General features: G+C 57.1%; 16 protein-coding genes. 13 read left to right on the forward strand and 3 right to left on the reverse strand.

The genetic code is table 11. From position 1 onward, the window contains the following. Positions 1-41 precede the first annotated feature (41 nt). The 8 genes from FFS30_RS18550 (at position 42) to FFS30_RS18585 (ending at position 3,895) form a co-directional block, all read left to right on the forward strand. Positions 42-1,067 (forward strand): major capsid protein, encoded by a 1,026-nt coding sequence (locus FFS30_RS18550; RefSeq protein ID WP_137914683.1) that lies wholly within the window; start codon positions 42-44, stop codon positions 1,065-1,067. After that, on the forward strand, positions 1,067-1,249 hold the full coding sequence (locus FFS30_RS18555; RefSeq protein WP_137914684.1) for a hypothetical protein: 183 nt from the start codon (positions 1,067-1,069) through the stop codon (positions 1,247-1,249). Before FFS30_RS18550 ends, FFS30_RS18555 begins: the two co-directional genes overlap by 1 nt. Continuing rightward, positions 1,246-1,566, forward strand: a complete 321-nt coding sequence (locus FFS30_RS18560; RefSeq protein WP_137914685.1) for a hypothetical protein — start codon at positions 1,246-1,248, stop codon at positions 1,564-1,566. Before FFS30_RS18555 ends, FFS30_RS18560 begins: the two co-directional genes overlap by 4 nt. Continuing rightward, positions 1,559-2,002: a hypothetical protein gene (locus tag FFS30_RS18565; protein ID WP_137914686.1), complete on the forward strand. Its 444-nt coding sequence runs from the start codon at positions 1,559-1,561 to the stop codon at positions 2,000-2,002. Before FFS30_RS18560 ends, FFS30_RS18565 begins: the two co-directional genes overlap by 8 nt. A gap of 91 nt (positions 2,003-2,093) precedes the next feature. After that, positions 2,094-2,876, forward strand: coding sequence for a hypothetical protein (locus FFS30_RS18570; RefSeq protein ID WP_137914687.1), 783 nt, complete (start codon positions 2,094-2,096; stop codon positions 2,874-2,876). Between the two features lie 10 nt (positions 2,877-2,886). Then, positions 2,887-3,087, forward strand: a complete 201-nt coding sequence (locus tag FFS30_RS18575; RefSeq protein WP_137914688.1) for a hypothetical protein — start codon at positions 2,887-2,889, stop codon at positions 3,085-3,087. A 119-nt stretch (positions 3,088-3,206) separates the two neighbouring features. Then, a complete protein-coding gene (locus tag FFS30_RS18580; protein ID WP_137914689.1) occupies positions 3,207-3,500 on the forward strand; it encodes a hypothetical protein in 294 nt (97 codons plus the stop codon). A gap of 8 nt (positions 3,501-3,508) precedes the next feature. Continuing rightward, on the forward strand, positions 3,509-3,895 hold the full coding sequence (locus tag FFS30_RS18585; protein WP_171014727.1) for a hypothetical protein: 387 nt from the start codon (positions 3,509-3,511) through the stop codon (positions 3,893-3,895). A 10-nt stretch (positions 3,896-3,905) separates the two neighbouring features. Here the strand turns inward: FFS30_RS18585 and FFS30_RS18590 are convergent, their stop codons facing one another. Continuing rightward, positions 3,906-4,328, reverse strand: a complete 423-nt coding sequence (locus tag FFS30_RS18590) for a helix-turn-helix transcriptional regulator (protein ID WP_137914691.1) — start codon at positions 4,326-4,328, stop codon at positions 3,906-3,908. A gap of 769 nt (positions 4,329-5,097) precedes the next feature. On the opposite strand from FFS30_RS18590, the gene FFS30_RS18600 reads away from it, so the two are divergent. Continuing rightward, positions 5,098-5,835, forward strand: coding sequence for a KilA-N domain-containing protein (locus FFS30_RS18600; protein WP_137914693.1), 738 nt, complete (start codon positions 5,098-5,100; stop codon positions 5,833-5,835). A 422-nt stretch (positions 5,836-6,257) separates the two neighbouring features. Next, entirely contained in the window at positions 6,258-6,767 is a 510-nt protein-coding gene (locus FFS30_RS18605) for a hypothetical protein (RefSeq protein WP_137914694.1), read from the forward strand. 49 nt (positions 6,768-6,816) lie between these two features. Here the strand turns inward: FFS30_RS18605 and FFS30_RS18610 are convergent, their stop codons facing one another. Both FFS30_RS18610 and FFS30_RS18615 read right to left on the reverse strand, forming a co-directional pair. Beyond that, complete coding sequence (locus FFS30_RS18610; RefSeq protein ID WP_137914695.1) at positions 6,817-7,164, reverse strand: addiction module antidote protein; 348 nt, start codon at positions 7,162-7,164, stop codon at positions 6,817-6,819. A gap of 2 nt (positions 7,165-7,166) precedes the next feature. Beyond that, on the reverse strand, positions 7,167-7,457 hold the full coding sequence (locus FFS30_RS18615; RefSeq protein WP_137914696.1) for a type II toxin-antitoxin system RelE/ParE family toxin: 291 nt from the start codon (positions 7,455-7,457) through the stop codon (positions 7,167-7,169). Here FFS30_RS18615 and FFS30_RS18620 point away from each other — a divergent pair. From FFS30_RS18620 to FFS30_RS18630, 3 genes are read left to right on the forward strand one after another with little or no spacing between them, the layout of a single operon-like run. Beyond that, positions 7,451-8,182: a hypothetical protein gene (locus FFS30_RS18620; protein WP_171014728.1), complete on the forward strand. Its 732-nt coding sequence runs from the start codon at positions 7,451-7,453 to the stop codon at positions 8,180-8,182. The two genes, FFS30_RS18615 and FFS30_RS18620, sit on opposite strands and share 7 nt — an antisense overlap. Then, a complete protein-coding gene (locus tag FFS30_RS18625) occupies positions 8,182-12,168 on the forward strand; it encodes a phage tail tape measure protein (RefSeq protein ID WP_137914698.1) in 3,987 nt (1,328 codons plus the stop codon). Before FFS30_RS18620 ends, FFS30_RS18625 begins: the two co-directional genes overlap by 1 nt. 2 nt (positions 12,169-12,170) lie before the next feature. Continuing rightward, a complete protein-coding gene (locus FFS30_RS18630) occupies positions 12,171-12,581 on the forward strand; it encodes a hypothetical protein (RefSeq protein ID WP_137914699.1) in 411 nt (136 codons plus the stop codon). Positions 12,582-12,584 lie beyond the last annotated feature (3 nt).

Raw genomic sequence — 12,584 nt, forward strand, 5'->3', positions numbered from 1 at the left:
TCGCCGTGACGGCGAAAAATCCCATCTGACGGAGAAAAACCATGGCTTCGATTGACGTCTTCAAAGGCGACGCGTTTACGACCTTCGAACTTACGCAGGCAATCAATAACGTTCCGTACATCCCCAACTTCTTGCAGTCGCTCGATATCTTCGAGGCGGTACCGGTCCGTACCGAAGCGTTTGCGATCGAGCAGCGCGACAATGTTCTGAATCTGGTTCAGACCTCGCCACGCGGTGCACCGGCAACGGCTCGGACTGACAACGGCCGCTCGCTGCGCTACTTCCCGACGGTCCGCGTCGCGAACAAGGATCGGCTCAACGCGTCGGAGATTCAGAACATCCGTGCGTTTGGGTCCGACAGCGAGCTCATGCAGGTACAAGAAGAGGTGCTGCGCAAGCTCACCAATCTGCGCAATGACCAGAATCTAACGCATGAGAACATGCGTCTCGGCGCGATCCAGGGCATCGTGAAGGATGCTGACGGAACGACGATCCGCAACTGGTATACCGAGTTTGGCGTGTCGCAACCGGCAGAAGTGAGCTTCTCGTTTTCCTCTGCGACCGCCGCAAACGGAACTATCCGCGGTCAGTGCGCCGCGATCGTTCGCGCAACGGCTCGTGCATCGAAGGGTGCATGGATCGATGGACGGTCCTACGTCATGGGTCTTTGTGACGACACCTTCTTCGACGCTCTCGTCGGGAACGCGGAAACGCGCGCCACGTACCTCAACCAAGCCCAAGCAGCAGAGTTGCGTACGGGTACGGCCTTCCAGACCTTCGTCTACGGCGGTATCACGTTCGTGAACTATCGCGGCACGGACGACAACACCACCGTGGCTGTGCCTAACGGGAAGTGCAAGTTTTTCCCCGTCAACGCGCCGGGCGTGTTCAAGCAGGCCATGTCTCCCGGTGAATCGTTCGATTGGGTCAACACCCCGGGGCAGCCGTTCTATGCGCTGCAGATTCCGGACGACGATCGCAACATGTTCGTCGATCTGGAAATCTACAGCTACCCGCTATACGTCTGCACGAAGCCGCTCATGCTGCAGCGTGGCACTGCGGCCTGATGAAGATGTTCAAGCACAAGCACAACCGACCGGCGGAAACGCCGGTCTCCTTCCCGCTAGCGAACGAATCGATTCCCGATCCCGTCCCGCTGCTTACAGAAATCCGCGATCTGCTCAAAGACATGCGTGATGAGCAGAAGTGGTTGCGCGAACAGCTCGTCCGCAATGGGGTTGTGTTGTGACGAATGCGGCCATTGCTCGTATTGATGCTGCTGTCTTCGCTTCGTTGCGGCGAGCCGGCTTGGCCGATGCGGCGACTTATCAGGACGAGCTAGGAACGGTCCCATGCACTGTCGTTCTGGAGCGAGATATCCAAGAACTCGGCGATATCGGCCAAGTGATCGGACAGCGCACTGTCGCGACCTTCCAACTCGTCGAAGTGCCCCGGCCGAAGCGCGGGGCGACCCTGTCAATCGGCTCCGAGACGTGGGCACTCGAAAAGCCGGTACAAGGCCAGTGTGACGAATCCAGCGAGCAATGGGTGCTGAACGATGGCTAGCACTGACCCGATCACCTGGCAGCTTGCCCTGGCTGTGCAGGCGCAACTGCAGCTGATTCGCAAGGTCAATGGGTACTTCACCGACATCGGCGACCTGGTGTTGCTTGAGGAATCGGTGACTCCGACCAAGGACCAGATTCCTGTCGTGGTCGACGTGAACACGTCGCGGCTTTCGACCGATCCGAATGTGAATCGACGTCAGCGTTCCATCAGCTTCACGATCGAGGCGGCCGTGAAAGCTTCTCTGAGCAACGCCAAGCAATTGGCTCACCAGATAGTCGGCGATGTCGAATCGGCGTTCTCGAAGCCGCAGGCGTCCATCACGGGCATTGCAAATGCGAAACTCACCGATTCAACGATTCTGAAACGGCCCGACGGGCTCGATGCCATCGTGGTCCAGTTCAACGGCACGGCGAACTATCTGCCGCGCACCTAACTATTTCGGTCTACCCGAAACCAGCCGACTGCCGTGAGGCAGCCGATCAGACCGTCGCGAGACGGCCATTTATCCTTTTGGAGGTTTCAACATGGGTGCTACCCAAGACGTCGGCTTTCTGGCCGAAGGCAATCTGAAATTCGGTCTCCTGGCATCCGATGGCCTTACGCCGATCGGCTATGGAGTCAGCAAGAACACCGTCAAATTCGAGTACAACTCCGGTCAGCCGACAGTGAAGCAGCGCATCAGTAAGGGCATTGGGACCTACGGTCGAATCCTCGACCAAGTCTATGTTCCGAAGCCGTCGGCGTTGACGCTGACGTTCGACACGATCGATGCGCAAGGTATCGCGCAGATTTTCCGCGGCGATCTGACAGCACTGACCGTTACCGGAGCAACCGTTGCACCTGCAGCGTTCAACGTGCCCGCGCTCGATCTTTACGTTCCCATCGCGCCAGGGAAGAGGTTTATGTCCGCGGTGAGTGTAACGAATACCGGTGGCACCACGACCTACGTCGAGGGCAGCGACTACGATGTGGACTACAGCCTCGGTCTCATCATCTTCTATTCGGCAGGCGCAATCACCGTCGGCAGCATCAAGGTCGGATACACCTACGCAACCTACGCCGGTAAGACGATTGCGGCGGAGAAGTTCACGCAGTTGAACATGCAGATCGTGTTCGATGGCAAGAACCTTGCGGATGGCAAGTACATCCAGGTGGACGTGCCGAAGGCCGTCATGGCGCCGTCGACCGCGCTGGATTTGATGAGCGAGAACTTCGCGAACCTGACTCTTACCGGCTCGCCAATCTCGGTCGCTGGTGCGGCGCCGCTTACGGTGAACTACATCACCACCATCCCGAATGGCTTCTGAGGACGCGATCATGGCAGACGAAGCGAAAGTCGAAGCGGCGAAGGCCACAGATGCGAAGAAGATCAGGCTGAGGTTCACGCAGCCTCATCGTCACGTTGGCACCGATGGCAAGAGCAAGACCTATCAGCGCGGCGACGAGGACGCCTTCGGGCAAGCGGACGCCGACTTCATCCGCGCGCAGGGCAGCGCGCAGACGGTCATTGGGGCATAGTCAGAAGCAAGAGGAAAACGCCGGATCGGCGTGTAGGAAAACGTCGATCCGTCGGCCCCGGATTGAACCGGGAATGGGGCGGCAGTAGGATGCGGTCGGGAATCCGACGGGGGGACTTTATGAAGATTGGCTTGATCGCGCTATTACTCTTGGTGCAGAGCAATCATTTGTTCGCAGTCACGTACTCTTCAATGGAGCACGTCAGGGTCGGGAATAGGGTTGTGAGCGCCGGGGATCGTGTTTCTCAGTTTAGAGATGCGGCGGATCCCGAGAAGGTTATTCCTCGGTATAACGAGTACGGCGTCAAGATCGGCGAGCAATGGCAGTACAACCGAGGCAACGGCAGTTGGACGCTGATCAATGTCAATCTCAATGGCATCGTGACCGGCGTGCTCGACATGATCGATCGTTAGAGGCAGACATGTCGATGAGAAAGGTATCGAGATCGCTAATTTGGCTGCTCCCACTGGCTTCCGCATCGCTTGTCGCAAAGGAGTGGTGCGAAGTACCAGGGAAAGGCGGCTACTTCGCGGACAAGTGCCCGGCAGGCACCGCGAGTAAAGTGGTTGCCGATCCCAAACCAAAGCAGGAGGAATGGCAGCCTCGAATTGGAATGACCCAAGCCGAGGTGATGAAGGTCATCGAGTCAAAAGACTGCTGGGACCGCGCGTTCAGGTGGTGTGGCTCGCACAAGGTAAATCGGACCGAGAACGCAAGAGGAACGCACGAGCAATGGGTGTTCGGCAATGAGCGCTTGAGTTGGTATCTCTATTTTGACGATGGCGTTCTGACAACCATCCAAGAATGAAAAACCCGGCCTAGCGCCGGGTTTTCTTTTTCTTTTGATCTTTTAGCTGATCGATGTCGTGCTTGATACCTTGTTCGAGGAGATAAATGACCTCTCCTCGAAATGTGCGTTTACTGACCATCGATCGTTCGAGGATCATTCGAAATACATCGGGGGCGAGTTCCAACTGCATTTCTTCCTCATCGAGTCGGATGCCGCTGGCCTCCATGCGTCGCCATTCTTCTTCGGCCGTCAGCCCGTCGCGAAGAAATTCAAGCGTAACTTTGAAGTATGCGCAGAGCTCAAGTAGCAATTTCGGCCGAGGCATCGCCAGACCGCGTTCGTAACGGGAAATCTGTGTCCATCCCACGCCTACTGCTTCGCCGACCTCGCGCACAGTTAGGCCACTGTCCGTGCGCAGCTTTTTCAGCCGCGCGCCAAATTCGTTATCCATAAATCAAATGATCGTGGCAAAGTGCACAGAAAGCAACAAAGTGCTTGACAAATCCACAAAAGGCCACAAAGATACACAAAAAGCTCCAAGGACTGAGGAATCAAATTATGAGTCGGGAGAAAGTGTCGCCCGGAACAATGATGCCAATGCCAGCGGACCGAGATTTGGCGCTGGTGAAACTAATGGGCCGGCTCGTCAAAGATGCAAATGATTGCTGGAACTGGGACGGAACGAAGGACTATTGCGGATATGGTCACGCGTACATCGAAGGTCGGAGCGTGATCGCGCATCGACTCATGTATGCACTCCATTTCGGCCCGATTCCTCATGGGGGAGACATGTCCTCAAAGCGCAGATTCATTTGCCATCACTGCGATAATCCATCCTGCTGCAACCCCAATCATCTTTACCTCGGAAGCGGCGCAGACAACAGTCGAGACATGGTTGAGCGTTGTCGCGGCAGGATCGGCCATAGGGTGAGCTATTTGCGCGGTCGTCAATGGTCGTTAGATCGATCTGAGATACCAACGGGGAAAGTCTATTGGGCCATTCAAGGAGATGTCAGGTCACTTCACGAGTGGGCGGAATATTACGGCGTCAACTTCTGCACACTGGATCAACGATTGTCTTCCGGATGGCCCGCCATGTGCCTAGGCGATCCACCATATTCCTACGATGGAAGAAAAAGGAAGGGTAGAGAAGTTCACGTTCGATTATCCGGCAAGGCAGCGGTGGAACAGTACCGATCAGATCAGGAAAGGGGGGCGGCATGACCAACATCATCCACGCGGACTTCCAGGGAACTGACATCACGTTTTCAGGCGATGGTTGGTTCAACGCGACTGGTGCTGCCGCCAGGTTCGGTAAGCGGCCTGTTGATTGGCTAGAACAACGGGACACAGCGGAGTATTTAGCCGCTCTGGCCAACAGCGAAGGCAAAAGTGGTTTTCTGGAACAATTCAACGAAATCAGTCAGTTGAAAGGCGAGCGTCCGGCGAGCCAAGCAAAATTACTCCGATTGTCCAAGGGCACGGGGTTTGTCAGGACCAAAGCCGGCTCTCCGGAAAACGGTGGCGGCACATGGATGCATCCCAAGCTAGGTGTGGTGTTCGCTCGCTGGTTGGATGTTCGATTCGCGGTCTGGTGCGACGAGCAGATCGACAAACTGCTCCGCGGACAAGTGGATTGGAAACGCGCCCGTCACGAAGCATCTGCCACATATAAAGGCATGTGCGATGTGCTGCGGCTGGTGCGCGAGGAAGAGGGAAAGAGCACGGCGAGCTACCACTATGCAAATGAGGCGCGCCTAGTAAATCGTGTCATCACGGGTGAGTGGGGAGGCCTTGATCGCGACGCACTTCCTCTTACTGCGTTGGATCTTCTGGCCAAGCTGGAGGCAAAAAATCTGGTGTTGCTAGCTCGTGGCGTCGGGAGAGAGGAGCGGGCCAAGGCGCTCGAATCGATGGCTATGGCATGGAATCAGAAGACGCTCGCGAGCGCGGCCTAACGAGAAAAATATTTTGAAATGTGTCAGCTAGTGAGACTCAAGGCAATGAAGCTATTTGGTCGACGATATCCAGTTCTGCCCCGGTATACCAAGATGGTCTAACTTGGTCGTCCCAAAGCATATTTTTGGCAAGTCAAGCGAGTTTCCCACAAGTTATCCACTGGTAAGCCGACAGAACAGTTGGATATGCTGCAAATCAGATTCCGATGCGGTCCGAATTTGAGCGTTGCCAAGCATCGGAATAAATCGCAAGTTGAGGGGCCTACTGTTTTTCGGAGTAGGCAGAGTCAGAGGAATGTAGAGAATGCGAATCGAAGGGCCGAGTTGTCGAAAAAGCAGCACGGCCCAAAAACGAGAAGACCCCAAGCGCGCCAACGCTTGAGGTCTTGATTACAAAACCCCCTTACCAGGAGTTTTCTAACGTGGAAAACCTTACTACAAACAGTGCGCAATCGCAATTTCGCCGCACGGACGTGGCTTCTAAGTCAGTCGACAGCTGCACGCCGGCGGCATCCCGCATTCACATATTGCATCCCGAACGTCATGTTTTGAACGCCCTCAGCCCGGCAGTTCGGGGATTGGCTGCGAAATACAGCCGCTTCGACAACGAAGAGAGCGAGTGGGAGTTCTACCGGGACAGGGCAGTGAAGGAGTTGGAAGCAAAGCGGCGCCGGGAAATGTTGGCGCACGGACGAAAAGCTAAGAAGGCGCGACTGACTGGAGCGCCTTACATGCAACTGGTTGTGCGGGGTGAGGCAGAACCGGAGTTCACAAGGCGCAGGGAGATCGGTCGGCACCTGCCAGCCGACTGTATCGACCCGAACCAGCTAGCTCATGGCAGTTCGACCTTGACTGAATTCGAGGTGGCGGAATTGAGGTATTTGCTGGAGCAGCGGGCCTCACGGTCGTCTGGCGCGGGTGACGCCGCATAGAGGTATCTGAAATCGGGATTGCGAGGCTGCAGCGACTTAGAGCTTGTATCTAGGCAGCCTTGCTCGATTTGTTGGTCCGTGCGGGGCGCGTTGGCTTGGAATCCGTTACCGGGACCAAGCTAAGGCGGAAGCCGAGAGCGTTTGCAAGTTTGCTGACGGTTGTCATGGTCGGATTTCCCTCGCCACGAAGCGTCTTGTATAGCGTCTCGCGGGCAATGCCAGTAACGCGCGCCAGTTCGGTGATATTGCGAGCACGAGCTGCATCGCCGAGGACGCTAGCAAGAAAGGCTGCGTCATCCGGCGCTTCTTCTAGGGCGGCCTGGATATATAGCTGAATGTCGGTTTCGTCGCGTAGATGCTCGACGGAATCCCAAACGCGTGTCTTGATCTTGCTCATAGTCAAAGCTCCTTCGCCATTCGAACGGCGATTTCGATATCGGCGTCTTGGGTGCGTTTATCGCCGCCACAAAGCAGGATGTATGTGATTCCAAGGCGCTCGGTGTAATAGATCCTGTAGCCGGGGCCGTAGTCGATCTTCATCTCGGATACGCCGCCCTTGAGGGTGCGATGTTGACCGGGATTGCCGGAGCCCAGTCTTCGGATGCGAACAGAGATACGTTGTTTGGCCTCACGGTCACGCAACGAGTTGAACCAATCGTCAAAAGCAGAGGTGCTGATGATGGTTGTCATTTGTCCATTATAATGGACAAAAATCGCCGAATGCAAAGTATTCCTACCTCGTAGCCCCGCCAAGTGCGGGGCTTTTCATTTCCGGAGTTCGAATGGCAAAGAGCAGCATCAACATCAACGTCGACGCGCTGATTCGTCTTGCCTCGTTCACGCGCGATCTCAGCGAGAAGCAGATTTCGCAGGTCAAGATCAGGGCGATCTCGACGCTAAAGCGGCGATTGGGTGCAGAGGCGTCGCGGCAGATCAGCGAGAAGATTCTGAACCTGCCTCCGCGCGTGATCAGCGGCTATCTCGACGTCAAGGCGGACGAGCAATCCATCACGTTGACGGGCTCTGACCAGCGACCACCGATCTCTGCGTTCAAGCCGACTTGGGGCGGCCGAACATCACCGGGTGTTGTCGCGACGATCTGGCGAGATCAAGGCGCAGTCGTCTTGCCACATACGTTCCTGCGCCCGGGCAGCAAGGAAGTCTGGCAGCGCATCCCGACATCGCGCTCGAAGACGCAGCAAGTCGGTCAAGGACGCGACTCGTCACGTCAAGTCATCCAGTCGGCCGGTGCGCTCGTCGGCCGCCTTCCCATCGTCGTGCGGAAAGGGCCAGCGATGGCCCGCGCGGTCTACGAGCGCAAGCACGGCGACATTTACCCGCAACTCGTTGAGTTCGGCCGAAACATCCTTTCCGACGAAGTTTCGCGTCTCGTCGACCTACTGAAGAACCGCTAATGGCAACCCAACAAGAAATCCTCCAGTTCGTTCTCGAAACGCAAGGTCAGGAAGGGCTTGATCAACTTACCAATGCCCTGGCGAAAGCCGGGAAGCAGGGCGGCGAGTCTGGCGCAGAGCTAACGAAGCTCGCCGATGAACTTGGCGGATTGCTGGAGCGGGTCAATCAGATCGAAGGTCTGCAGGCGCTGCAGGACCGTCTGAGCGCTGTCAGCGAGAAGCTGGCCGCCGCCCGAGACGGCCTCGCGAATCTCAACAGCGCATTCAGTGCGACCGACAAGAGCAGTGCCGAGATCGCGAAGCAGTTCGACGCCGCGAACAAGTCCATTGAAGACCTTACCGCGCAACACGATGCGCTCGCCGTCCGGGTGTCCACTGCCTCGGCTGCTCTCAATGCAGAAGGCGTCGATACCAAGAACCTTGGAGTCGCCCACGATGAGTTGAGCAAGAAGGCACAGGAGGCGGGGTCGAAGCTGGCAGATACCGCCGCCCAGGCCAATCGTGGTGGCATCAGCTTTGCGTCACTCAAGGAAGGAATTGCCAAGGCGGCTGAATCGCTGAAGGACGGGGGAGAGAAAGCGATCGAATTCGGGAAGCACCTTCTCGAAATCTCGGGCATTGCAGGAGTCGTTGCCTCCGCGCTGGCGACGATCACCGGATTCCGCTTCTTCGAGAAAGGCGTGGAGGAAGCGCGGTCTGGCGAAGTCGCGCTCGCGAAGCTGAAAGCGGCTGTCGACGGGAATCAGGAGTCGTTCAACCATCTGAAAGAAGCCGCTGAAAAGGCGGCCGATTCCGTTGGTACAACCGGCAACGTAGCAGTCGAGACACTTACGCGGCTCACGGCGCAGTTGGGGAATGCTGACGCCGCGGCGAAGGCATTGCCGGCGACCTTGACGCTTGCCAAAGCTGCTCAGATCGACTTCAACGAGTCGGCCGATCTCGTCGCTACCACGCTCAAGGCGTTTAGCCTCAATGCGGATCAGGCTGGGCAGGTTGCCGACAAGCCGGCGGCGATTGCTGCTCGAACCGGCGTCAACCTTGCCGACCTGGCGCGCGGCGCCGCAGAGGTGGCCCCACTAGCGAAACAAGCTGGCATCGGCTTCGACACTGTAGCGAGCGCGCTAGCGGAACTTTCGAGCAAAGGCTTCGACGCACAGAAATCGAGTGCGGGGCTACGCGAGTTGTTCGTCGCGCTTGGCACGCCGACGAGCAAGCTCCGGCAAGACCTCGTCGGCCTCGGTATCGATACAACCTCGCTCAATTCGATAATGGATGGTCTGCGCGGAGCCGGCGATCGAGGCACCAAGGCGCTTGAAGACCTTAGCGTCAAAGGACGTGCGGCGGTTCTAGCCCTTGAGCAGGGCGGTGGCGCCGGGCTGCAGCAGTTCCAGAAAATCCTGGACGACTCCGCAGGCTCCGCAAGCAAGACGGCGAAGCTGCTCGGCGATACGCTCGATGGTGCTCTCAAGGGAATCGGGCGAACCGTCGACAGTCTGGCGGAGGATATGGTCAAGGAGTCGCTCCCGGCGGTCGAGGGCGAACTCAAGAAGCTCAATGAAGAACTGAAGGACGTTGGTAAGTCCGAGACATTCAAGACGCTCAAGGACGGCGTGAAGGATTTTGTCACCGACGCGGTGAAATGGTTCGACCAGTTTGCTCACGCGATCGATTGGAAGGATTTCGGCAAACAAATTTCTGAATGGGCCAATAGCGCGCGCGAGTCATTCGCGCTGATTTCCGAGAGCGTAGGAGTTGTAGGCAAGGGCTTCGGAATTCTCGGCAACATCGTGGGCGCGGTCTGGAACACGATCAAGACCGTATTCGATTCGATTGCCTCCGCCACAAGCTATCTCGCATCTCATGTGGTAGAGAGTCTGGCTTCAGCGCTCGATAAGATTGGATACTTCAGCGACGCGGCTGCCCAAAAGGCGAAAGAGTTCCATGATCTCGCGAAGCAATATGCTGACAATGCCACGGCCTACTGGAATGCCGGAGATGAGGCCGCAGAGAAAGTCGGCAAGTCGCTCGGAGACCTAACGGAAAAAATCCTCGATGCAGGAGAGAAGGCAAAGGATGCCGCACCGAAGCACGAAGAGCATGCGAAGAGCCTCAAGGACTCGGCCGAACAATCAGAACACGCCGCGGCTGCAAGCAAGTTGGTTGGCGACGCGATATCGAAGACAGCAGACTCCGCACAAGCATCTACATCGCGAATCCGAGGCTTCCAGGCGAGCCTAAATGAGGCAGTGACTGCGCTTGGTGTTTTGGAGCATGCGGGCATCACTACAGGGCCTGCTGTCCAAGCGTTACGAGATCAGATTCAGAGTGCCAGCGCGCAGCTTCGAAGTTTTGGTAATGACGCTATAAGCGGCGTCGTCAACCCGTCATTGCTGGGAATGAAAGCAAGCGTTGCGGCTGGTTCAGAGGAGTTTAAGAAAATTCAGGCAGCTGCGGCCGGATTGAAAATAACTTTGCAGGGCGATTTGGCAGAAGCCGCCGACACAGCAGCCAACCATTTCAAGTTGATCGAAGCGACGTCCGATGGGAGCGCCGCAGGAATCGCAAACGTGCGCAATGCGTTCCTCGATTACGCAAGAAAACAGTTGGAGGCTACGCAGAATCTAACCGAAGGCGAGAGGTATTCGACACAAGCGATGCTTGAATCGAAAGCCGCCGCACTGGGCCTGACGAATATCCTACAAGGTCTAATAGATGCATCGAACAAATCCGGTATTGCTGCCCGCGAAGCCGCCGGTAACTACCTCGAAGGCGTGCGCCAAGCTCAGGAAGGGGCGAAGCTGCAGCAGGATCAGATGGCAGAAGGCGCCAAACGCGCGGCAGAGTGCGACGCTGCTCTAGCAAAATTGAAGGATACGACTGCCTCCTTGGCAGATCGCGAGAAAGCGCTGGCGGCCGCAATGGATTCGGCGTCTGACGCCACTGAGCGACAAGCCGCTACCGCAGAAGGTGCAGAGACGGAGATGGTCGGGGCGATGGGGGCGGCGCAAAGCCTTGGTCAGATAATGGCAAATACTGGCGCGCAGTTCAGCGCCGTATCCGAAGCTGCAGGCCACGAGTTCACCGCCGCGCTTGATCACGCGTTGACGAGCATTGGATTGGTGAAGGAAGGTACAACCGACCTCACCAAGAGCATGGGAGATTTGCGTAACGCGGTGGATACCGGCTCCGGGATCGTGTCTTACTTTAAGACGCTCGAAGCGGTTCAAGAGCAGACTCAAGCAAAGATCGATGGGCAGCGCGAATCGCTTGCGGCCACGATCAGTCTTCTCAACACGTACGGCACCGCCGCGCAGACGAACTTCGGCATCGCCGGGCAAGGTGCAGACAAACTGCTATCTGCATTATTAGCGCAACGACAGGCCCTGCAGGACGGCAACTCGGGGTTCACCTTGCTCGGCCAGCAGGAGCTTGGCCCACTCCAACAAGCCCTCGACAGCGCCATCCAGCGCACGCAGCAGCTCGCGGATGCCGCAAAGGCGGCCGAGCAGCAATACGAATCTCTCGCCCAGGGCATCCATGATTCGCTGCTCCAGGAGCAGGGCAACCAGACGGCACTTGAGGACGAGCGGCACCAGAAGCAGCTTGCCGATCTCAAGGCGGCAGCGGAAGCGGCGAACACTCTGAACTCGCAGAGTTATCAGCAGGCCGTGCAAGAAGAGAATCAGTTGCACGAACTCAAGATGCAGAACCTGCAGAAGCAGGCGCAGGCCGCGGCCAATTCGTCCAGTTCAACCGGCGCAGGTTCGTCCAGCGGATCGACGTCCTCATCCTCAGGCGATAGCGGAGCATCGTCCTCGCAGTCGTCGGGATCGGCGGGTTCGAGCGGTACGGTTTCGCGAATCGAAATCACACTCAACGGAAACAACCTCGGCGGCATCAATCTGAATGATCCACGCGATCAACAGCGCATTCTGGATGTGGTGATGAACGGCCTCAGAAACGCTCAACGGAGTGCGGGGTACTAATAATGAGTCAGCCTTTCTCCATCGGCACAGTCACCCTCGATACCGAGCTGCAGTGGATCGACGAATTCGATCAAGGCAGCGATCTGGTAGGGCAGACCGAAACCATCAGCATTACCGGCGCGCTGATCATCCAGGCATCGGCTCAGCAGGCGGGTAGGGCGATGACTCTCCAGAGCGGGAGCAGTGGTGATCAGTTCTGGGGCCCGCTGACGCGAGCGCAGGTCAATGCGCTGAAAGCCTTAGCGGATGTCCCTGGCGCGACCTATCCAGTCGTGTTGAGCGATGGGCGCAGCTTCACTGCGATGTTTCGTCGAGCCGGTAAGGCTGCTGTGACGGCAGCGCCGATCACGTTCTACGACCCGCCATCGGACAGTGACTACTACAACGTGACGATCTATCTAATTCTGGTTTGACCG

This window comes from Rudaea sp. 3F27F6 (assembly GCF_005503555.1).
In the GTDB taxonomy this organism is placed as follows: Bacteria; Pseudomonadota; Gammaproteobacteria; order Xanthomonadales; family Rhodanobacteraceae; genus Rudaea.